This is a genomic window from Bradyrhizobium sp. NBAIM01 (genome assembly GCF_020194115.1).
Taxonomy (GTDB): domain Bacteria; phylum Pseudomonadota; class Alphaproteobacteria; order Rhizobiales; family Xanthobacteraceae; genus Bradyrhizobium; species Bradyrhizobium yuanmingense.
In genome coordinates this window covers 241,929-263,540 of sequence record NZ_JADYVU010000006.1, presented here as the reverse complement: position 1 = coordinate 263,540, position 21,612 = coordinate 241,929, and the positions used below count along the sequence as shown (strand labels likewise).

Annotated in this window: 21 protein-coding genes; 4 read left to right on the top strand and 17 right to left on the bottom strand. The window is 64.6% G+C overall.

Annotated features, from left to right (window positions below):
• Positions 1–8: 8 nt before the first annotated feature.
• Positions 9–2,189 carry a lytic transglycosylase domain-containing protein gene (locus I6F31_RS21550; RefSeq protein WP_225147108.1) on the top strand — a complete coding sequence of 727 codons (2,181 nt, stop codon included), beginning with the start codon at positions 9–11 and terminating at the stop codon, positions 2,187–2,189.
• A gap of 176 nt (positions 2,190–2,365) precedes the next feature.
• Here I6F31_RS21550 and I6F31_RS21545 read toward each other — a convergent pair whose 3' ends face one another.
• The 3 genes from I6F31_RS21545 to I6F31_RS21535 are packed head-to-tail and all read right to left on the bottom strand — an operon-like array spanning position 2,366 to position 3,302.
• Complete coding sequence (locus I6F31_RS21545; protein ID WP_036044352.1) at positions 2,366–2,728, bottom strand: hypothetical protein; 363 nt, start codon at positions 2,726–2,728, stop codon at positions 2,366–2,368.
• Positions 2,725–2,913, bottom strand: coding sequence for a hypothetical protein (locus I6F31_RS21540; protein ID WP_225147109.1), 189 nt, complete (start codon positions 2,911–2,913; stop codon positions 2,725–2,727). The genes I6F31_RS21545 and I6F31_RS21540 overlap by 4 nt, the downstream gene beginning before the upstream one ends.
• Entirely contained in the window at positions 2,910–3,302 is a 393-nt protein-coding gene (locus I6F31_RS21535) for a hypothetical protein (protein ID WP_036031659.1), read from the bottom strand. Before I6F31_RS21535 ends, I6F31_RS21540 begins: the two co-directional genes overlap by 4 nt.
• Positions 3,303–3,941: 639 nt before the next feature.
• On the opposite strand from I6F31_RS21535, the gene I6F31_RS21530 reads away from it, so the two are divergent.
• The 3 genes from I6F31_RS21530 to I6F31_RS21520 all read left to right on the top strand — a co-directional run bounded on the left by I6F31_RS21530 (position 3,942) and on the right by I6F31_RS21520 (position 7,078).
• A complete protein-coding gene (locus I6F31_RS21530) occupies positions 3,942–5,927 on the top strand; it encodes a PAS domain S-box protein (RefSeq protein ID WP_225186106.1) in 1,986 nt (661 codons plus the stop codon).
• On the top strand, positions 5,924–6,595 hold the full coding sequence (locus I6F31_RS21525) for a response regulator transcription factor (protein ID WP_036009831.1): 672 nt from the start codon (positions 5,924–5,926) through the stop codon (positions 6,593–6,595). Before I6F31_RS21530 ends, I6F31_RS21525 begins: the two co-directional genes overlap by 4 nt.
• A gap of 96 nt (positions 6,596–6,691) precedes the next feature.
• Positions 6,692–7,078, top strand: a complete 387-nt coding sequence (locus I6F31_RS21520; protein WP_036009834.1) for a response regulator — start codon at positions 6,692–6,694, stop codon at positions 7,076–7,078.
• A gap of 54 nt (positions 7,079–7,132) precedes the next feature.
• Here the strand turns inward: I6F31_RS21520 and I6F31_RS21515 are convergent, their stop codons facing one another.
• The 14 genes from I6F31_RS21515 to I6F31_RS21450 form a co-directional block, all read right to left on the bottom strand.
• The gene (locus tag I6F31_RS21515; RefSeq protein WP_036009837.1) at positions 7,133–8,104 is read right to left on the bottom strand and encodes a tripartite tricarboxylate transporter substrate binding protein BugD; all 972 of its coding nucleotides are present in this window, start codon (positions 8,102–8,104) and stop codon (positions 7,133–7,135) included.
• A 176-nt stretch (positions 8,105–8,280) separates the two neighbouring features.
• On the bottom strand, positions 8,281–9,522 hold the full coding sequence (locus I6F31_RS21510; protein ID WP_036009840.1) for a threonine synthase: 1,242 nt from the start codon (positions 9,520–9,522) through the stop codon (positions 8,281–8,283).
• Positions 9,523–9,666: 144 nt separating this feature from the next.
• Positions 9,667–11,088, bottom strand: a complete 1,422-nt coding sequence (lpdA, locus tag I6F31_RS21505) for a dihydrolipoyl dehydrogenase (protein WP_036009842.1) — start codon at positions 11,086–11,088, stop codon at positions 9,667–9,669.
• Between the two features lie 17 nt (positions 11,089–11,105).
• Positions 11,106–11,312 carry a hypothetical protein gene (locus I6F31_RS21500; RefSeq protein WP_225150577.1) on the bottom strand — a complete coding sequence of 69 codons (207 nt, stop codon included), beginning with the start codon at positions 11,310–11,312 and terminating at the stop codon, positions 11,106–11,108.
• 49 nt (positions 11,313–11,361) lie between these two features.
• Complete coding sequence (locus I6F31_RS21495) at positions 11,362–12,711, bottom strand: pyruvate dehydrogenase complex dihydrolipoamide acetyltransferase (RefSeq protein WP_036009848.1); 1,350 nt, start codon at positions 12,709–12,711, stop codon at positions 11,362–11,364.
• Positions 12,712–12,774: 63 nt separating this feature from the next.
• Positions 12,775–13,227, bottom strand: a complete 453-nt coding sequence (locus I6F31_RS21490) for a nucleoside deaminase (RefSeq protein WP_109143645.1) — start codon at positions 13,225–13,227, stop codon at positions 12,775–12,777.
• 2 nt (positions 13,228–13,229) lie between these two features.
• Positions 13,230–13,532 (bottom strand): DUF5076 domain-containing protein, encoded by a 303-nt coding sequence (locus I6F31_RS21485; RefSeq protein ID WP_008547332.1) that lies wholly within the window; start codon positions 13,530–13,532, stop codon positions 13,230–13,232.
• A gap of 3 nt (positions 13,533–13,535) precedes the next feature.
• Positions 13,536–14,918 (bottom strand): pyruvate dehydrogenase complex E1 component subunit beta, encoded by a 1,383-nt coding sequence (locus I6F31_RS21480; protein ID WP_036009859.1) that lies wholly within the window; start codon positions 14,916–14,918, stop codon positions 13,536–13,538.
• Between the two features lie 30 nt (positions 14,919–14,948).
• Positions 14,949–15,971, bottom strand: coding sequence for a pyruvate dehydrogenase (acetyl-transferring) E1 component subunit alpha (pdhA, locus tag I6F31_RS21475; RefSeq protein WP_036009862.1), 1,023 nt, complete (start codon positions 15,969–15,971; stop codon positions 14,949–14,951).
• Between the two features lie 265 nt (positions 15,972–16,236).
• Positions 16,237–17,754 carry an aldehyde dehydrogenase gene (adh, locus tag I6F31_RS21470; RefSeq protein ID WP_036009864.1) on the bottom strand — a complete coding sequence of 506 codons (1,518 nt, stop codon included), beginning with the start codon at positions 17,752–17,754 and terminating at the stop codon, positions 16,237–16,239.
• Positions 17,755–18,021: 267 nt separating this feature from the next.
• The gene (locus I6F31_RS21465) at positions 18,022–18,981 is read right to left on the bottom strand and encodes a GAF domain-containing protein (RefSeq protein ID WP_192893195.1); all 960 of its coding nucleotides are present in this window, start codon (positions 18,979–18,981) and stop codon (positions 18,022–18,024) included.
• 220 nt (positions 18,982–19,201) lie between these two features.
• Complete coding sequence (locus I6F31_RS21460; RefSeq protein ID WP_025036496.1) at positions 19,202–19,519, bottom strand: septum formation initiator family protein; 318 nt, start codon at positions 19,517–19,519, stop codon at positions 19,202–19,204.
• Between the two features lie 178 nt (positions 19,520–19,697).
• Positions 19,698–20,249, bottom strand: a complete 552-nt coding sequence (locus tag I6F31_RS21455; protein ID WP_036009870.1) for an NAD(P)H-dependent oxidoreductase — start codon at positions 20,247–20,249, stop codon at positions 19,698–19,700.
• A 203-nt stretch (positions 20,250–20,452) separates the two neighbouring features.
• Positions 20,453–21,586, bottom strand: a complete 1,134-nt coding sequence (locus tag I6F31_RS21450) for a zinc-binding dehydrogenase (RefSeq protein WP_109143644.1) — start codon at positions 21,584–21,586, stop codon at positions 20,453–20,455.
• Positions 21,587–21,612: the final 26 nt, after the last annotated feature.

Genomic DNA, 21,612 nt, shown 5'->3' with positions numbered 1-21,612 from the left:
ACCATCCAATGAACCAGTGCCTACGCTCGCTCGCGTGTGTCGTTGCCGTGGCCGCGATGGCCCTCCTTCCCACCGAGCTTGCGGCGAAGAGCAGTCAAAACTCATCCGCACCGAAGAAGACGCATGAGGCGAAAGCGGGCAAGCACCGCCACGCATCCGCCGGCAAAGCGCGGCACGGCAAGCACGCCGAGGCCAAACGCAAATCGAAGAAGGCGGTCGAGGAGCCCGCGGCCAAGCCGCCGCTGACCGGCGATCTTGCCGCGCTCAAGGACGCCATCGACCTGACGCGCAAGGGCAAGACCGAAGACGCGAGCGCTGCGCGCGACCGCATCACGGACCCTGCCGGACAGAAGCTCGCCGACTGGTTCATGCTGCGCCATCCCGACAGCACCGCGAATTTCAAGCGCTACGCCGCCTTCCTCGCCGCCAATCCCGGTTGGCCGAGCAGCGCCCTGTTCCGCCGCCGTGCCGAGGCACGGCTGTGGCAGGAGAAGGCCGACGCGGCCATCGTGCACAAGTTCACGATGGATCGCCCGACCAGCGCCAAGGGCAAGTTCGCACTCGCGCGCGTCCTGCTCGCCGAAGGTGAGACCGACAGGGCTGCGCGGCTGGTCCGGGAAACCTGGCGCGCGGAGGAACTGTCCGAGCGGAGCGAAGAGGACTCCTATGCGGCGTTCGGCGACCTTCTGTCCGCCGACGATCACCGCGCGCGCATGGACAAGCGCCTCGGCGCCAAGGATTATGCAGGTGCGCGGCGCGCGGCGAAGCGGCTCGGCGAGGACGCGCTCGCGATCGTGAAGGCCTGCGCCGCCGTCACCGGCAAGGCGAGCAAGGCCAAGGATCTGCTCGAGGACGTCGCGGCCGAGGAGCGACGCGATCTCGGTTACGTGCTGTGCCGCGCGCAGTGGCATCTTCAGAACGACCGCATCGACGACGCGGCCGAGGTGATCCTCGCTGCCAAGCCCGACATGATGGCCGCGCAGGACACCGATGCCTGGTGGCGCGAGCGCCGCATGCTGGCGCGCAAGCTGCTCGATCAGGGCAAGGCCAGGATCGCCTATGACGTGGTGCATACGGCCGCGGTGCCGGAAAAGGAGGTCTACCGCGTCGACTATCACTTCATGTGCGGCTGGATCGCGCTACGCTATCTCGACGATCCCAAGACGGCGATGGTGCATTTCGCCTCGATCGACGCTGGCTCGTCCAATCCGATCGCGCTGTCGCGGGCGCATTACTGGCGCGGCCGCGCGGCCGAAGCCATGGGCGCGGCGGCCGACGCGCGCATGAGCTACCGGGCGGCGGCGCGCTATCACACCGCCTATTACGGCCAGCTCGCCCGCGCCAGGCTCGGCCTCGACGGCATCGAACTGCGTCCGCCCTCGCCGGTGCTGGCCTCGGCCGATGCGCAGCTTGCGGACGAGCGCGTGCGCGCCGCCGACATGCTCTACGGCATCGGCGAGCGCGACATGGTGTTCTATTACGCCGAGGATTTCGCCAAAGAGAGCACCGACGTCGCCGCGCTGGAAGCGCTCGGCGAGCTTGCGGGCCGGCGCAACGATGCGCGCGTGATGCTGGAGGTCGGCAAGACCGCGCTGGCGCGCGGGCTCGCGCTCGACCATTACGCCTTCCCGACCATCGGCATCCCCGAGCACAAGCAGGTCGCACCGGCGATCGAGACCAGCGTGATCTATTCGGTGGCACGCACCGAGAGCTCGTTCGAGCAGCGCGACAAGTCGCATGCCAACGCGGTCGGGCTGATGCAGGTGACGCCGGAAGCGGGACGCGACACCGCGAAGCGCTTCGGCCTGACTTACGACTGGGACAGGATGGTCTCCGACCCCGTCTACAACACGCAGATGGGCGCCGCCGAGCTCAGCGCGCTGTTCTCGGAATATCGCGGTAACCAGATCATGACCTTCGCCGGATACAATGCCGGCCGCGGCCGCGTGCGTGAATGGGTGCAGAAGCGCGGTGATCCCCGGGACCCCAACATCGATCCGGTCGACTGGGTCGAGCGCATCCCGCTGTCCGAGACGCGCAACTACGTCCAGCGCGTGATGGAGAACGTGCTGGTCTACCGGGCAAGGTTCGAGGGCAGCAGCATGATCGCCGGCAAGAGCGACCAGCGCGTGGTGACGCACGAGGCCAGCGCAACGGAGCCAGCGGCGGCCGCAGCACCCATTCCCTGATCAACGCCGCCGGGGCTGGACGCGGCGCCTGCAAGAATACGGTGCTGCGGCTTCTACGCGCGTGCAGCCGCGCAGCTAAAGCGCGATGCGATTAGGATGAATCGTCATCGCGCTTTAGGTTATTGTTTGAGCATGATCGTTTCGGAAAACCGCTTCACACTTTTCCGGATCATGCTCTAGGTGTCACCTCCTTCCATCGTGATCGGGTCGCGACTGTCCAAATATGCGCCGGTCAAAGCTCTCGCGAAGGTCCAGGCGGTGATCGTGCAGCTCCAGCACCAGACGGCACTCATCACCGTCAACGTCTGGATCATGCTGCCAGCGGCGAGCTCGACCTTGCCGGCAATTGGTTCCGTCCGCCCAGGCACCGGCCAGTGCATGAACAGCGTGGAGAATTCGCCGCGCCGGTAACAATCGTCGTCACAGTAACGGCGCTGCGTCCGCGCATGGCGGACATAGCCGGAGCGGAGCGACCGCGAGCATGTGCTGCACGCGGCCGCGTGCAACGGCGGCTCGTGATTGACCACCACGAATTTCATGAAGCCGCTCTCACGCCATCTTTGGCGAGCGTCTCGCAGAACAGCGCGTAGCACTGATGATCGCAGTAAGGCAGACGGGTCGCAATCTCGCGCAAATAGCTGCCCCTGATCGGCTCGCAGCACTGCATGCACGAGGTCTGCCGGAAGGGGGTCCGGCCGTTGACCAGCACGAAAGCGAATCTCATGTGGCACCTCCCAAAGCGAAGCAGTAAACGCTGTCGAGCGGAGACAGTGCGGGCGGTGGAGCGCACAGATGGTTCCGGCCGTCCGGATTATCCCTGTTTCGCTCCACCTTTTGCGGTGGGATCAGAATGTATCTCCCGTCCTCCCGGCGCCGCGCATAGATCTGGCCGTCGATGTACTTGATGTCGGTCGGATAACAGTCGGCGCTGTTGCAACAACTGAGGCTCGGGTTATCAGGCATGTGCCAGGTGGAATAGAACTTTTCGTGCAGCGCCTGGTCCTGGGGTGGGTGCTTGCGATGAACGGCACCGTGTCCCGTCTCCTGTGCCTGGCCGGCCGCGATGGGGGCGATGAGAACGATCCAGCAGAAGAGCTTGCATGAGCGGTTCAACGCACGGCCTCCCGGATCAACTCTCCAATCCAGCCTTATGCGACCTGGGCCCGAAACAACCACCGGCGGTCGCGTTCGCTTCGCGTGCGGAAACGATCAACGCACTTCTTGGAGCAGAGCGCCGTGCGCCAGGAATAGTAGCGGATCAGGCCAAACTTGCCGCCGCACACCGCACAGCCCTTGACTGAGGAGCAACTTTCGGACGCCGATGGGCGACGCTCAGGAAGTACCGACATATCGCACATTGCTGTCTCCCTCTGTTGCTTGCGCTTTTCTCGGCTGTTCGCTTCGACACTCCCGATGGTCGAGAGGCTAGTCCGCCGGGCACGAAACGCTCAATTGTACGGAGGTAAAATGGCCGACATGACTAGGCATGGAGGAGCTATACCTAAGTTTGTCCCGTATTCGCCCGGGCCCACGCGGCCCGAGTTCAACGAGACGGCGCACGACGCACCGGCTGCACGGTCACCGTGAACCTCGGCCGGCACGGTGTCCTTGAGGCGCCGCAATGGACCTGGCGGTGAGCGGACGGTCCAAAGGCGAACGTCATGACGGCCGACCCGACTTTGGCTGGAATTGCTCCTCTGGCCGCAACGTGCTCTACTCCTGTTCACGCAGAGAGTGCCGGGAGCGTCAGCGATGAAGCCTGGCCGGGCAGCGACGTTCGGAAAGTCAGCCGCGCAATTCCTCGTCGGCTGCTTGAGGCAAACTGTTCCCGCCAAGCAGCGCACCGATGCCAATGCCGCCGACTTGCTCGAGGCGGTCAAGCAATGGCAGCAGGTCTTCGAGCACACGCCGGTCATGTACTTCATGGTCGATCCGGCCGGTACCGTGATCAACGTGAACACATTCGGCGCCGAGCAGCTGGGCTACACGCCGGCGGAGTTGATCGGCCGATCCGTGCTGGATGTCTTCCTCGCGGAAGATCGCGCCACTGTCCGCGCCTGTGTCGCGTTGTGCCTCAAGACCCTTGATCAGTCACACACCTGGGAGATCCGGAAGGTTCGCAAGGACGGCTCGATGTTATGGGTGCGCGAGAACGCCAAGGCCATGCTGCGAGCCAATGGCGGGCCGATCGTGCTGGTCGCCTGCGAGAACATCACCGAACGGAAGGAGGCCGAGAACGCGCTGCGACAGAGCGAGGCTTATCTCGCCCAGGCGCAGGAATTGAGCCACACTGGTAGTTTTGGCTGGAAGGCCGCAACCCGCGAGATCACCTGGTCCAAGGAGACCTATCGCATCTTCGAATGCGAGGAAGGGACGAAGCCCGCGATCCCCTTCATGCTCCAGCGGATCCATCCGGAGGACCGGCTCGCCGTGCAGCAGACGACGGGCCGGGCGGCGCGCGAGGGCAAGGACTATGATCACGAATACCGGCTGGTGATGCCCGACGGTTCCATCAAATACGTCCGAGCGGTGGCACGGGCAACGCGAGATGCGAACGGTCGCGTTGAGTTCGTCGGATCGGTCACCGACATCACGGCGACCAAGGAGGCAGAACGCAGGCTTCGTGACAGCGAGCAGCGCTTTCGCGATTATGCCGAAACTGCGTCTGACTGGTTCTGGGAAACCGGGCCGGACCACCGGGTCACCCAGATATCCGAGCACTCCGATACCAACACCGCCCCCGCCGGCCTGATCGGGCTCACGCGTTGGGACATTGCGCCCGACGCCGCTCTCGAGCCCGAAAAATGGCGACAACATCGAGCGGCGCTCGACGCCCACGTCCCGTTCCGCGACTTGGTGTACCGCAGCAAAGACCGTAGTGGGCAGCCGATCTACGTCCGGACCAGCGGCAAGCCCTTCTTCGACGCGGACGGCACTTTCCTGGGCTACCGTGGCGTTTGCACGGACGTAACCGCCGCCATCCGGGCCAACCAAGCCGAAGACGCGCTGCGCAAGGCCCAGGCCGAGCTCGCCCATGTGACACGTGTCACGACACTGGGTGAGCTGACCGCTTCGATTGCGCACGAAATCAATCAGCCGCTCGCTGCAGTGATCGCAAACGCCGACGCCTGCCTCGCCTGGCTGCAGCGCAGTCCGCCGGATCTCAAAGCGGCCCGCCGCTCGGTCGAGTGGATCATCGAGGACGGCAGGCGTGCCGGCGACGTGATCCGTCACGTTCGGGCGCTCGCCAAGCGTTCTGACATCGAGATGGTTCCGCTCGACGCCAATGCGGTCGTGCGGGAGGCCGTCGCGCTGGTTCAGCGCGAGATGGCCAGCCACGCCGTGTCCGTCCGCATGGAGCTGTCGTCGGCACTGCCGAGGATCTTTGGAGATCGCATCCAATTGCAGCAGGTCCTGATCAACCTGATCATGAACGGGATCGAGGCCATGGCAGACGTCCACGATCGCCCGCGCGAGCTGGCGATCCGCTCACAGGCGAGCGGCGATGGCGCGATGCAGGTGAGCGTTTCCGACTGCGGAACCGGCATCAGCGAACAGGCGATAGACCGCCTGTTCACGCCGTTCTTCACCACGAAGTCCTCCGGCATGGGCATGGGTCTGTCGATCTGTCGATCGATCATCGAGGCCCATGGCGGACGACTTTCCGCCATACCAAATCAGGAGCGCGGCGCGACTTTTCAGATCACCTTGCCCCTCCACCGAGAGGAAGCATCGTGACCGAGCGCGCGGAATCTTCGCCGCCGCAGAAGGACGGCGATCAGCCCCTTGTCCTCATCGTCGACGACGACGCGTCCATGCGCCGTGCGCTCACCAATCTGTTCGAGTCGGTCGGTCTCAAGGTCGAAGCATTCGGCTCGGCGCCGCAGCTCCTACAGGCCAAGCCGCCAGACGTCCCGAGCTGCCTGGTGCTCGACATCCGCCTGCCCGGAACGAGCGGCCTCGAGCTGCAGACCGACCTTGCCAAGGCAAATATCCACACGCCTATCATCTTCATTACCGGTCATGGCGATATCCCCATGACGGTTCGGGCCATGAAGAGCGGGGCGATCGACTTCTTGACCAAGCCGGTCCGCGATCAGGACATTCTCGACGCAGTCCAGGCCGCGATCGAGCGAGACCGCAAGCGCCGCGACCTCAACAGGATGGTCTCGACGGTCAGATCACGCTTCGAGTCACTGTCCTCGCGGGAGCGAGACGTATTGTCACTGGTGACGTCCGGCCTGATGAACAAGCAGGTCGCCGCCCAGCTCGGATTGGCCGAAATCACCGTCAAGATCTACCGCGGCCAGATCATGCGGAAGATGGGCGCGAAGTCGCTGGCCGATCTGGTGAGAATGAGCGAGGCGCTCGGGATCGGCCCGAACAAGCCCGATGCACAAACCTAAGTATGAGTTTCCAATCGTGACCGGCAGGTCCACCTTGCGCCTTTATGTTCTAGCCGTGGCGACGGCAAGCGTAATTCCCGGCGAGGAGCGGACGTCTTGTCAGTGGCTTCGGTCATCTCGGTGCTTGACGACGACCCCTACGTTCGGGCCGCGATCAACAATCTCCTGGAATCGCGCGGATACAACGTCCACACATTCGCCTCGGCGGAAGAGTTCCTGAGCTCGACCGATTCGAGCGACACCTCGTGCGTGATCGCCGACGTGCAGATGCCGCTGATGAGCGGAATCGATCTGTTGACGAGGATGCGGGCGCAGGGGTCGGCTACGCCGTTCATATTCATCACAGCTTTCCCGGATGAGGGCGTGCGTGTGCGGGCGCTCGATGCGGGCGCAATCTGTTTTCTCGGTAAGCCGTTCGCCGCCTCGGATCTGATGCAATGCCTGGACCGTGCGCTGGCACCAGGTCACCAAACCACGTCGTGAGCGCCCCGCCGCCAGCAAACGCGGCGGTGACGCCGCGAGGAGTGCGCCGCCGGTTCAATCCACCTTGATGTTGGCCGCCTTGATGATCGGCCACCATTTCGCGATCTCGGCCTTTTGCCGCGTGCCGAGCGCTTCGGGCGTGAGCTGATCCTTCGGTGTCATCTCGAGACCCTGGCTTTCGAGCTGCTTCCTCACCGCAGGATCGTTCAGCGCCTCCACGGCCGCGGCGTTGAGCTTCGCGACGATCTCCTTCGGTGTGCCCTTCGGCACCCACATGCCCGACCACAGCGTCATGTTGAAGCCTTTCAGGCCCGCCTCCTCCGCGGTCGGGATCTCGGGTGCGGAGGCGAGGCGTTTGTCGTCGGTGACGGCGTAGGCGCGGATGGTGCCGGCGCGGACCTGGCCGATGGAATTGGAGGTCTGGTCGACGATGATGTCGATCTGGCCGGCGATGAGATCGTTCAATGCCGGTGCAGTGCCGCGATACGGCACGTATTGCAGCTTGATGCCGGAGACGCTCTCGAAATAGACGCCCGCGATGTGGCTGCCGGAGCCCGCGCCGGCCGTGCCGGCGGTCGGCGGCGATGGCCGCGACTTCAGCCAGTCCAATAGCTCCTTCAGCGAGGTCGCGGGCACCGCATTCTTGCTGACCACGATCATCGGGTTGCTCGGCAGCAGCACCACCGGCTCGAGGTCGGCGACGAGGTCGAATTTGAGCTTGTAGACGGCGCCGTTGGCGACATGGGTGCCGAGATGGCCGAACGAGATGGTGTAGCCGTCGGGCGGCGATTGCACGGCACGACCGACACCGATCGAGCCGCCTGCTCCGGTGACGTTCTCGACCACGACCGGCTGGCCCAGCGGCACCCGCATACGCTCGGCGAGCACCCGCGCCATTGCGTCCGAAGGGCCCCCGGCCGCGAACGGCACGATGATGGTAATGGGACGCGAGGGAAAATCGTCGGCGCGCGCGGCGCCTGCAACAGCGAGAACAGCAATCAGCGCAGCCCAGAAGGCCTTCTTCATTGTCTTCTCCCCAGTGATGTCTTTTTCTTCACCTCGCCCCGCTTGCGGGGAGAGGTCGAATTGCGAAGCAATTCGGGTGAGGGGGAGTCTCCGCGAACTCAACTGTCACTGTGTTTGCGGAAGCAGCCCCTCACCCCGACCCTCTCCCCGTAAGAACGGGGAGAGGGAGAAGCAAGTTAGAACTTCGAATAGTCAATCGGCTTGTGGCGATCGAGCGTGCGGGTGACCGGCGGCAGCGGATATTTCAGGCCGGTCGCGCAGTTGAACAGCATGACGCGATCGGTCTTGCTGACCCGGCCGTCGGCGAGACTTTCCTTGTAGGCGGCGTAGGTCGCGGCACCCTCGGGGCAGAGCAAGAGCCCCTCCTCGCGCGCGACCTCGTTCAGCGCCGCCGAGATCTTGTCGTCATCGACGGCAATGGCAAAACCTTTGCTCTCGCGCACGGCACGCAGGATGAGGAAATCGCCGATTGCCTGCGGCACGCGGATGCCCGAGGCGATGGTGTGTGCGTCCTCCCAGCGCGTCGCATGCTCGGTCCCGGCCTCATAGGCGCGCACCATCGGCGCGCAGCCGGAGGCCTGCACCGCGACCATGCGCGGGCGCTTTGAGCCGATGAAGCCGATCTTCTCCAGCTCGTCGAACGCCTTCCACATCCCGATCAGGCCGGTGCCGCCGCCGGTCGGATAGAAGATCACGTCAGGCACGTCCCAGCCGAGCTGCTCGGCGAGCTCGAGGCCCATCGTCTTCTTGCCCTCGATGCGGTACGGCTCCTTCAAGGTCGAGGTGTCGAACCAGCCGACTTTCGCCTTGCCCTCGCCGACGATCTTGCCGCAATCGTCGATATAGCCGTTGACGCGGTAGACGGTCGCGCCCTGCAGCTCGATCTCGCTGACGTTCACTTCGGGCGTATCGGCCGGGCAGAAGATCGTGGTCTTGATGCCGCAGGACGTGGCGTAGGCCGCCAGCGCCGCGCCGGCATTGCCGTTGGTCGGCATCGCCATGTGCTTGATGCCGAGCGCCTTGCCCATCGACACCGCCATCACGAGGCCGCGCGCCTTGAATGAGCCGGTCGGCAGCCGTCCCTCGTCCTTGACGATGATCTCGCCGCCGCCGAGTTTTGCGCCGAGCTTCGGCAGCCGGATCAGGGGCGTCGTGACTTCGCCGAGCGAGACGATGTCCTTGCATTTGCGCACCGGCAGCAGCTCGCGATAGCGCCACATGTCGCCGGGGCGCTGGGCGAGCGCATCCTTGGTCAGCGCCTTCTTCACGCCCGCGAGGTCGTAGCGGACCAGAAGCGGCTTGCCGGCCTTGGAGAGGTTGTGAACCTCGTCGGCCGCGTAATGATCGCCCTCCATCGCGCATTCGAGATGGGTGACGAAGGTCGGGCGTTCGATGGTGAGATTGTCGTTGTCGTTCATGGGATGATTTCCTTCTTGTTCTGCAAACAGCTCTCTCTGCTCGTCATTGCGAGCGAAGCGAAGCAATCCAGAATCTTTCCGCAGCAGCAGTCTGGATTGCTTCGCTTCGCTCGCAATGACGGCGGCGGGCGACGCGCTCGCCCCTCAAATGTTCAACACCCGTCCATACGCATCCAGCACGGCTTCCTTCATCATCTCCGATAGGGTCGGATGCGGGAAGACCGTGTGCATCAGCTCTTCTTCCGTCGTCTCCAGATTCATGGCGACGACGTAGCCCTGGATCAGCTCGGTGACCTCCGCGCCGACCATGTGGGCCCCGAGCAGTTGGCCGGTCTTCTTGTCAAAGATGACTTTGACCAGGCCCTGATCCTCGCCGAGCGCGATCGCCTTGCCGTTGCCGACGAAGGGAAAGCGGCCGACGCGGATCTCGCGGCCGTTCTCCTTGGCCTTGGCTTCCGTCAAGCCGACCGATGCAACCTGCGGGTGGCAATAGGTGCAGCCCGGGATCATGTTCTTGTCGAGGGGATGCGGATTGAGGCCCTTGATCGCTTCGACGCAGATCACGCCCTCATGCTCGGCCTTGTGCGCCAGCATCGGGGGGCCGGCAACGTCGCCGATCGCGTAGATGCCGGGGACGTTGGTCTTGCCGTAGCCGTCGACCACGATGATGCCGCGGTCGGTCTTCACGCCGACTTTTTCCAGGCCGAGATTCTCGATGTTGCCGACGACGCCGACCGCCGAGATCACGCGCTCGAACTCTGATGTGACAGGCTTGCCCTTGCCGTCGTCGATGGTGGCGAGGACGCTGTCGGCCTTCTTCTCCAGCTTGGTGACCTTGGTCGAGGACATGATCTTGATGCCCTGCTTCTCCAGCCGCTTGCGGGCGAGGCCCGCGATCTCGGCGTCCTCGACGGGCAGAATCTGCGGCAGCACCTCGACCACGGTGACGTCGCTTCCCATGGTGTGGAAGAACGAGGCGAACTCGATGCCGATCGCGCCGGAGCCGACCACCAGCAGCGACTTCGGCATCCGCTCCGGCACCATCGCCTCGAAATAGGTCCAGACCAGCTTCTTGTCCGGCTCGAGGCCGGGCAGCACGCGCGGCCGCGCGCCGGTGGCGACGATGATGTGCTTGGCCTGGTAGGTCCCCTCGCCTAGCGCGCCCTTCGGGCCCTCGACGTCGGACTTCTTCACCGTGACCTTGCCGGGCGCATCGATCGAGGCCGCGCCCCAGATCACGCTGACCTTGTTCTTCTTCATCAGGAAGCCGACGCCGTCGTTGAGGCGCTTGGAGACGCCGCGCGAACGCTGCACCACCGCCTTCGGATCGAACGAGACCTTCTCGGCGGAGAGCCCGTAGTCCTTCGCGTGCTGCATGTAATGGTAGATCTCGGCCGAACGCAGCAGCGCCTTGGTCGGAATGCAGCCCCAGTTGAGGCAGATGCCGCCGAGATAGGATTTTTCGACGATCGCGGTCTTGAAGCCGAGCTGCGCGGCGCGGATGGCGGTGACATAGCCGCCGGGGCCGGAGCCGATGATGATGACGTCGAAGGATGTGTCGGCCATAGCGGCTCCCGTTCAACTCAAGAAGCGCCGCGGGCGCGGCGCTTGACCAGAAAAGACCTCACCAGCCATTCGAGCAGCACCACCAGGACTATGATGGCAAGCGCAGTGAGCACGATCGGCTGGGCGATGTTCCGTGCCAGCTGCTCGCCGGCAAAGAACGCAGAGTGAAGAAAATCGAGCCCGACGGGGTGGAGCGCGACGATGACTCCGAGCAATAGCGATATCCATGGCCAGCGGGTCCGGACATTCAAGGTCGCCCCCTCTGCCGCCGCTTCAGACCATCATCATCACGGGGTTTTCGATCAGCTGCTTGAACGCGCCGATCAGCTCGGCGCCGAGCGCGCCGTCGATGGCGCGGTGATCGCAGGACAAGGTCACGCTCATCATGTGCGCGATCTCGATCTTGCCGCCGCGCACCACGGGACGCTCCTCGCTGGTGCCAACCGCAAGGATCGTGGCATGAGGCGGATTGATCACCGCAGTGAAGTGGCTGATGCCGTACATGCCGAGGTTGGAAACGGCCGTGGTGCCGCCCTGGTATTCCTCCGGCTTGAGCTTGCGCGAGCGGGCGCGCGCCGCAAAATCCTTCATCTCGTTGGAGATGGTCGAGAGCGTCTTGGTCTCCGCTTTCCGGATGATCGGCGTGATCAGGCCGCCGGGCATCGCGACGGCGACGCCGACGTCGGAATGGTGGTGCTTGACCATGCCGCTTTCGGTCCAGCTGACGTTGCAGTTCGGGATCTTCTGCAGCGCCACCGCCATCGCCTTGATGACGAAATCGTTGACCGAGATCTTGTAGAGCGGCTTCTTCTCCTTGTCCTTCGGCGCGGCGGTGTTGATCTCCTCGCGGGCAGTGAGCAGCTTGCCGATGTCGCAGTCGATGGTGAGGTAGAAGTGCGGGACGTTCTGGATCGATGCGGTCAGGCGCTGGGCGATGGTGCGGCGCATGCCGTCATGCGGGACGATGTCGTAGGAGCCGGGCTCGAACAGCGACAGGATCTGCTTGTCCGACATGGTCGGCGCGATCGCAGGCGCGCCTGACGGTGCCGCGGCGGGCGCTTTCAGACCCTTGCCGGACTTGGCCTGCTCGACGTCGCGGGCGACCACGCGGCCGTGCGGACCGGTGCCGGCGACCAGGGCGACATCGATGCCGGCCTCCTTGGCGAGACGGCGCGCCAGCGGCGACGAGAATACACGGCCGCCATGACCATTGGCTTGCGCTGCCGGAGCTGCAGCCTGCTGCGCGGGTGCCGCGGCGGGCGCAGCAGCTTTCGGTGCGGCAGGCGCAGGCGCGGGAGCCGGCGAAGCAGGAGCCTCAGCAGCCTTCGGCGGCGCGGCCGAAGCGCTGGGCTTGGCGCTCCCTGCAGCCTTCACGTCCTCACCCTCGCCGGCGAGTACCGCGATCACGTCGTTCACCGGAACGTCCTGCGTGCCCTCGGGCACCAGGATCTTGGCGATCGTGCCCTCGTCGATCGCCTCGACCTCCATGGTCGCCTTGTCGGTCTCGATCTCGGCGATGACGTCGCCGGACTTGACCTTGTCGCCCTCCTTCTTCAGCCACTTGGCGAGGTTGCCCTTCTCCATCGTCGGCGAGAGAGCGGGCATCAGGATGTTGATGGGCATGCTGACCTCAAGAAGAACTTTGCAAAACGTCGTCATCCGACAGCGGCGACGAACAGACCAGGTTTAGTTGCCGATGTCGCCCTGCCACAGGCGCTCATTGGCAGGGATGGAACGCCAATTCTTCATCATGGTGATGGAGCGGTCGTCGGCAAGGTCGATCCACGGAATCCCGAACTTGTCGAGAATGTCCTTGGAGCCTTCGAAGGTGACGGATTCCCCGATCACCACCAGCTTGACCTTGAACAGCGCGAGCGCGCCGGCGCACATCGAGCAAGGCGACAGCGTGGTGTACATGACGGTGTCGTGGAACGAGATCGCGCCGGCCTCGCGCAGGCAGCTCATCTCGCCATGCAGGATCGGATTGTTCTCCTGCACGCGGTTGTTGTGGCCGCGGGCGATGATCTTGTTGTCGCGCGTCAGCACCGCGCCGATCGGCAAGCCGCCCTGCGCGATCGAGGCTTCCGCCTCGCGGATCGCCTCCAGCATCAAATCGTAATGATAGGCTTCGATCGCCATGGTCAGTGCCCCTTGCCGCGCGGCGTGGTGGTGCCCGTGTCGGTGGGGCGCTCGATCTCGGCCTGGAACATGTCGAGGATCCGGTTCAGCGCGTCCTCCTCGGTATATTCGCTCTCGCGCGCATAGGCGCGCGCGGCATGACGTGCGAGATCGACGAGCAGGAGGCCCCACATGTCCGGCTCCTCGAAGGCGCGCTGGAACGCCATCGACAGCCCACCGTCCAGGACGAACACGCGCAGGATCTCGACCGCGTCGTCGCGGGTCATGACGTCTGGCGGCAGTGGCTGCTCCTTGGGGCCTGCCATGGTCTACCTGTAGCAGACGGCTTTAGCGGCCTCGACGACGTCCGCCGCCGAGGGCAGCGCGAGCTTCTCCAGGTTCGCGGCATAGGGCATCGGCACGTCCTTGCCAGACACGCGCGTCACCGGCGCATCAAGATAGTCGAAGGCGTTCTCCATGATGCGCGCGGCGATCTCGGCGCCGACGCCGCTCTGGGCCCAGCCCTCTTCCACGGTGACGGCCCGGCCCGTTTTCTTGACCGAGTTGATGATGGTCTCGGTGTCCATCGGGCGCAGCGTGCGCAGGTCGATCACCTCGGCCTCGATGCCGTCCTTGGCGAGCTCGTCGGCGGCCTTCAGCGCATAGGTCATGCCGTTCGACCAGGAAATGATGGTGACGTGGCTGCCGGCGCGGACGATGCGCGCCTTGCCGATCGGGATGATGAAATCGTCGAGCTTGGGCACTTCGCCGGTGTGACCGTACAGCACCTCGTTCTCGAGGAAGATCACCGGGTTGGGATCGCGGATCGCAGCCTTGAGCAGGCCCTTGGCGTCCGCGGCCGAATACGGCGCCACCACCTTGAGGCCCGGGACGTGCGAATACCACGCCGAATAGTCCTGGCTGTGCTGGGCGGCGACGCGCGCGGCCGCACCGTTCGGACCGCGGAACACGATGGAGCAGCCCATCTGGCCGCCCGACATGTAGAGCGTCTTGGCCGCGGAGTTGATGATCTGGTCGATCGCCTGCATGGCGAAGTTGAAGGTCATGAACTCGACGATCGGCTTGAGACCGGTCATCGCGGCACCGACGCCGACGCCCGCGAAGCCGTGCTCGGTGATCGGCGTGTCGATCACGCGCTTGGCACCGAACTCCTGGAGCAGGCCCTGGGTCACCTTGTAGGCGCCCTGATATTCGGCAACTTCTTCGCCCATCACGAACACGTCCGCGTCGCGGCGCATCTCTTCGGCCATGGCATCGCGCAGCGCTTCGCGGATGGTCTGCGTCACCATTTCGGTGCCAGCGGGGACTTCCGGATCCGGCTCGGCGACGGCCTGCGGAGCAGGAGCGGCTTTCGGCGTGGGCGCCTCGGCCTTTGCTGCGGCCGGCGGCGCGGACTCCGCAGCCTTCGCCGCCGCTGCGGGTGCCTTGGCGAGATCAGCCGCGCTCTCGCCGTCTGCGAGGATGGTCGCGATCGGGGTGTTCACCGCGACGTCGGCGGTGCCCTCGGGGATCAGGATCTTGCCGAGCGTGCCCTCGTCGGTCGCCTCGACCTCCATGGTCGCCTTGTCGGTCTCGATCTCGGCGATGACGTCGCCGGACTTGATCGTCTCGCCCTCTTTCTTCAGCCATTTGGCGAGGTTGCCCTTCTCCATCGTGGGCGACAACGCGGGCATCAGCACTTGAATTGGCATATCTTCTCCAAAGAAAGCTTGCGCGCGCGTTCAGCGGTACACGTCGGTCCAGAGCTCGGCGGCATCCGGCTCGGGATCATGCTGGGCGAAATCGGCGGAGGCGTTGACGATGTCGCGCACTTCGGCGTCGATCGCCTTGAGATCGGCCTCGCTGACCTTGGCGGCGAGCAACCGATTGCGAACCTGCTCGATCGGATCCTGGTCGTGGCGAACCTTCTCGACCTCCTCGCGCGTACGATATTTTGCGGGATCGGACATCGAGTGGCCGCGATAGCGGTAGGTCTGCATCTCCAGGATGAAAGGACCCTTGCCGCCACGGCACCAGGCCGCCGCCTCCTCGCCCGCCGCCTTCACGGCGCGGACGTCCATGCCGTCGACCTGCTTGCCCGGGATGTTGAAGGACGCACCGCGCTTGGAAAAATCCTGCTGTGCCGAGGCGCGCGAGACCGAGGTGCCCATGGCGTAGCGGTTGTTCTCGATGACGTAGATCACCGGCAGCTTCCAGAGCTCCGCCATGTTGAAGCTCTCATAGACCTGGCCCTGATTGGCCGCGCCGTCGCCGAAATAGGTGACGCTGACATTGTCGTTGCCGCGATAGTGGTTGGCAAAGGCAAGGCCGGTGCCGAGCGAGACCTGGGCGCCGACGATGCCGTGACCGCCGTAGAAGTGCTTCTCCTTGCTGAACATGTGCATGGAGCCGCCCTTGCCCTTGGAATAGCCGCCGCGGCGTCCCGTCAGCTCGGCCATGACACCGTTGGCGTCCATGCCGGTCGCAAGCATGTGACCGTGGTCGCGATAACCGGTGATGACCTGATCGCCCTCTTTGAGGGCCATCTGCATGCCGACCACCACGGCCTCCTGGCCGATATAGAGGTGGCAGAAGCCGCCGATGGCACCCATGCCGTAGAGCTGGCCTGCCTTTTCCTCGAAGCGCCGGATCAGGAGCATGTCGCGGAGCGCCTTGAGTTCCTGCTCCTGCGTGAATTCCGGGGGCGAACCGCCGTCGGTCTTGTCCTGTGGAGCGCTTGCGGCGGCTTTCTTGGGTGCGGCCATGGGAATTCCGGGTCAGAGAAAACTTTCGCCCTCTCTAACCCAAGTCAAACGCCCTTGGAAAGCACCGCGGCGGCATGGCACGACTTTCATTATGCCGCACTGCAACGTGATCGAAATATTGCAAAATCTTTGGCGCTGATCGGGCAACAAATCTATGAGCGCCATCGCGCGCGCAGATTCGTGACCGGATCAAGAACAGTGCACGACGCCAATCCCGACATGCGGAGCGGACGGCGCCGAAGCGGCGCCGCCCTCTCCGATCCGATCAGAAGAAGCCGAGCTTCTTCGGGCTGTAGCTGACCAGAAGGTTCTTGGTCTGCTGGTAATGATCGAGCATCATCTTGTGGGTCTCGCGCCCGACGCCCGACTGCTTGTAGCCGCCGAACGCCGCATGGGCGGGATAGGCATGGTAGCAATTGGTCCAGACCCGGCCGGCCTGGATCTCCCGGCCGAAGCGGTAGCAGCGATTGGCGTCGCGGCTCCAAACGCCGGCACCCAGGCCGTAGAGCGTGTCGTTGGCGATCGCGAGCGCCTCTTCGTCGGTCTTGAAGGTCGTGACCGAGACGACGGGGCCGAAAATCTCCTCCTGGAAGATTCGCATCTTGTTGTGGCCCTCGAACACGGTCGGCTGGACGTAGAAGCCGCCGGTGAGATCGCCGCCGAGATCGGCGCGTCCGCCGCCGGCCAGCACCTTGGCGCCCTCCTGCTTGCCGATGTCGATATAGGAGAGGATCTTGCTGAGTTGCTCGCTGGAGGCCTGCGCGCCGATCATGGTGGTGGGATCGCGCGGATCGCCCTGCTTGATCGCAGCGACGCGCTTGAGCGCCCGCTCCATGAAGCGGTCATAGATGTCGGCGTGGACCAGCGCCCGGCTCGGACAGGTGCAGACCTCGCCCTGGTTCAGCGCGAACATGACGAATCCCTCGATCGCCTTGTCAAAGAAATCGTCGTCCTCGGCGGTGACGTCCTTGAAGAAGATGTTGGGCGACTTGCCGCCGAGCTCTAGCGTGACCGGAATAAGATTCTGGCTGGCATATTGCATGATCAGCCGGCCCGTCGTGGTCTCGCCGGTGAAGGCGATCTTGGCAATGCGCGGGCTCGACGCCAGCGGCTTGCCGGCCTCGAGGCCAAAGCCGTTGACGATGTTGAGCACGCCGGCCGGCAGCAGGTCGGCGATGATCTCGGCGAAGACCATGATCGAGGCCGGGGTCTGCTCGGCGGGCTTGAGCACCACGCAATTGCCGGCGGCCAGCGCCGGCGCGAGCTTCCAACAGGCCATCAGAAGCGGGAAGTTCCAGGGAATGATCTGGCCGACCACGCCGAGCGGCTCGTGGAAATGATAGGCGATGGTGTCGTGGTCGATCTCGCCGATCGAGCCTTCCTGGGCGCGGACGACACCGGCGAAATAGCGGAAATGGTCGATCGCGAGCGGCAGGTCGGCGGCGCGCGTCTCGCGGATCGGCTTGCCATTGTCCCAGGTCTCGGCAATCGCGAGGCGCTCGAGGTTCTCTTCCATGCGGTCGGCGATCCGGTTCAGGACCGCGGCGCGCTCGGCGACGCTGGTGCGGCCCCAGGCGGACTTGGCGGCATGCGCCGCGTCGAGCGCTGCCTCGATGTCCTGCGCGTCGGACCGCGCGATCTTGCAGACCACCTGGCCAGTCAGGGGCGAGGCATTGTCGAAATATTTCCCGGAGATCGGCGCGACGAACTTGCCGCCGATGAAATTGTCGTAGCGTTCGGCAAAGGGCACTTTGGTGACGCTGAGGAATTCCACCTTGTTCATTGATCACTCCCGATGTTGCTGTTTGCGCTTGTCGTCGCCTGTTCGCGACTTGCGCCGACGATGATGCGGGAGGTGTTTTCTGTCAGCCCGGGCGGAAGCGATGGTGGGGCGGACCTGTCGCAGAACTGCGACAGTCGTGGACGAGGTAAGCGTGAGATGGAGCGCTCACGGCCACCCTACCGTCATTGCGAGCGCAGCGAAGCAATCCAGAGTCCCTCCGCGGAAAGATTCTGGATTGCTTCGCTGCGCTCGCAATGACGGATGAGCTCAGTGGTTCAGCTCGAACCGCTTCAGCTTCCGATGGAGCGTGGCGCGGCTGACGCCGAGGGCCTTGGCGGCGGCGGAGACATTGCCGCCGGCGCGGAGCAGCGCCCGCTGCAGCACCGCGCGCTGGCCGCCGGCAAGATGATCGCGCGCGGCATCGCCGCCGAGAAGATCGGCCGCGGGCACCGGCCGCAACGCACCGCCGGGCGCGATGCCGAGCGCCAGCCGGGCGGAGCGCGTTGCGCCGATCACGAGATCGTCCGCATCGACCGCAACGAGGCCGCCGCAGCTTCCATCCGCCGCCTGTGTCAGCACGATGCGGGCATGGGCGAAGACCTTGCGAAACAGGTCGGCCTCGATCCGCCTGGCCGCCTCGCCTGCCGCGAGCGCGATCAGGCTGGCAAAGGCGTCGGTGCGGTCGGCGCGGCAGGAAGAGACGTCGAGCACGCCCGCGAGCGCCGCCTCGTGATCGTAGATCGGAACGGCGGTGCAGCTCAGAAGCGTGTTGCGCGCAAAGAAGTGCTGGTCGCGATCGATGGTCAGCGGACGCAGCTCGACGAGGCAAGTGCCGATACCGTTGGTGCCCTCGTGCTCCTCGCTCCAGAGTGCACCGGTCCAAAGGCCCCAGGACTGAAACGTCGCATCGTCCGCCACCGTGCCGCGGCGATCGACCGGCACGCCCTCGCGATCGGCGAGCAGCACGCAGCAGCCCGCAGCGCCGACAGCCTGATAAAGCCGGTCCATGGCGCCCTGGGCGGCCGCCAGAAGCGGCGCGATGCGCTCGCGCGCCTGCTGCAGCTCGGCCTCGGTCAGCCGCATCGGCGCGGCGTGGCCGCCGGGATCGAGATGGTGCAACCGGGAGGAACGGCGCCACGAGGCCACGAGCGCGGACCGTGCCGCCTGGCCTGACGCTATGGCGGCCTCGACGCGGGCCGCGTGATGCCGGGGCATTGTCCCATTCATCACAGTTTCCTCCGGATATCGATTGTAGGACGCGCCGGTGCTCCCCGGTTGATCTGCGTCAACTTCAGCGCGCGCCAGCAAAGGCATGAGCCCGCCGCGGCGCCGCCGTCAAGGGAACCGCCCGGATCGGGGGTTACGACCTTCGCAGGAGGAGGCAAAGTTGTGGTGGTCGGATGTCAGCAGCGACTTTCCCTGCGGCGTTCGAAAGCTGCGGATGCCGCTAGTTCGCCGGGATCATTCGAACGAGATCGCGCGGATGGACATAGTCGAGCTGGAAGCGCGCCCGCTCGTCCAGCATGTCCGGGTCGATCTTCTCGGACCGCAGCAGCGACACCCGTTGTTCGCTTCTGGCGCGCTCGCGCTTGAGCTGAGCCAGCTCGCTGGTCAGCGCGATGATCTCCTGGTCGAGCTCCTGGCGGGCGTTGAGACCGTATTTGCCGGTGTAGGCGTTGACGCCGAAATAGCCGACGATCGCCGCCGCCATCGCATAGAGGGCAAGACCGGTCAGGATCGATTTCAGGCGCGCGCGGGAGACCATCTTTGGAAGATGGGACAGGTTGGTTAAGGAAGTGCTAATTGCCAGAACGAGGCACTATCTCCATGACGCGTCATGCCCGGGCTTGTCCCGGCCATCCACGTGCTTTGCCGGCGATAACGAAGAACGTGGATGCCCGGGACAAGCCCGGGCATGACGGAGCGTCGGCTTGGCCGGAAGCTCAGCCCTGATTCTTCGCCACATGCGCGGCGAAGGCGTCGATGTATTGCTGCAGCACCGTCTTGAGGGAGTCCTTGGTCAGATTGCCGTCCGCATCGAAGGCATCGCCGACGCTACTGAGATAGATTTCCGGCTGCTGGAGGACCGGACCGGAAATGCCCGGCAGGATGTTCTGCAGATGCTTGGCCGCGCTGACGCCGCCGAGCAGCCCCGGCGAATTAGAGATGATGCCGACCGGTTTGCCGAGGAACGAGCTCTTGCCATAGGGGCGCGAGGCGACGTCGATGGCGTTCTTCAGGACGCCCGGGATCGAGCGGTTGTATTCGGGCGTGACGAACAGGACGCCATTCGACGTCTTGAGCTTCTCGCGGAAGGCGAGCCAGTCCGCGGGCGGCGCGCCCTCTAGGTCCTGGTTGAAGAACGAGATGCCCGCCGGCGTGATCACCTCGAGCTTGAGCGAGGCAGGCGCAAGCTTGGCGAGCGCATTGGCGATCTTGAGTGAGAAGCTGTCCTTGCGCAGGCTGCCAGCGATCGTGACGATGTTGTAGGCCATTGGGTGTCCTTGAAGGCTCGAGCGGAAATGCCGGGACGGCACTTAAGCCATCCGGGTCAATAGATGCAAGTGCATGAACCGGTCCGATTTGGAAACGCTGCGTTTCTGGAAATGGGTCCGGTTGCGATCCGTCCAGGCCACGATCAAAAGCAATCAGGCCGCCAAGCGGCGGCCTGATGCGTGTCGATAACCGACCGAAGCGATCACTTGTTCGGGTTGATGAGGAATTTTTCGCCGGTGGCCCGCTTGGCGTAGACTGCGATATTGGCGGGATCGAGCGCCTCGGCGAGCGAGACAACCTTGGTGTAATGGCTGGCGAAGGTGGTTTTGAGCTCGGATGCCACGCGCTGGCGCAGGCGGCCGATCTCGGCCGGGCCGATGTTTTGAAGGAATGGCGTGAGCAGCCAGCCGCCGACGCCCCAGCTGAGCCCGAACGAGCGGTTCAGCTCCGTCGGCCGCGTGTCGAGGCTGCCATAGATGTAGACCTGCTTGTACACGTTGGAGCCGTAGCGGCTGTATTCCTTCGCGGTCTTGTTGGCTGCGATCTCCATCGCGGTCAGGATCTGGCTCGCCAGCTTGCCGCCGCCGATGGCGTCGAAGGCGATGGTGGCGCCGGTCTCGACCAGCGCGTTGGTCAGATCGTCCATGAAGTTGGGCGCGCTGGAATCCACGACGTACTTTGCGCCGATCTTGTGCAGGATGTCGGCCTGCTCCTTGTTCCTGACGATATTGACGAGGCCGATGCCGTCCTTGATGCAGATCTTGTTGAGCATCTGACCGAGATTGGAGGCTGCGGCCGTGTGCACGAGCGCCTTGTGGTTCTCCCGCCGCATCGTCTCGGTCATGCCGAGTGCAGTTAGCGGATTGACGAACCAGGAAGCGCCGTCCGCCGCCGTGGTGCCCGGCGGCAGCTCCATGACGTCGCGGACCTTGAGCACGCGGTACTGCGTGTACATCCCGCCGCCGATCATCGACACCGTCTTGCCCATCAGGGCCTTGGCCGCATCCGACGATCCGGTCCGTATCACCGTGCCGGCGCCCTCGTTGCCGACCGGCAGCGACTGATCGAATCTCGCCGCCATCATCCGCATCGCCGCCTCCGGCATCGTGGCGGTGATGACCGGCATCTCCTTGCTGCCGGAGACCTTGGCGGCCGACATGTCGGCGGGACCGATCAGGAGCCCGAGGTCGGACGGGTTGATCGGGGTGGCCTCGACGCGAACCACGACCTCATCGTCGGCCGGCTCCGGGGTCGGGACCGTCACGAGAGACAATTCCAGCTCGCCGCTCTTCTTGAGCAGCGAACGCAATTCCAGTCCGGTCTTGCCGTCACTCATGTCGATCCTCCCCTGTCCTTCTGTTC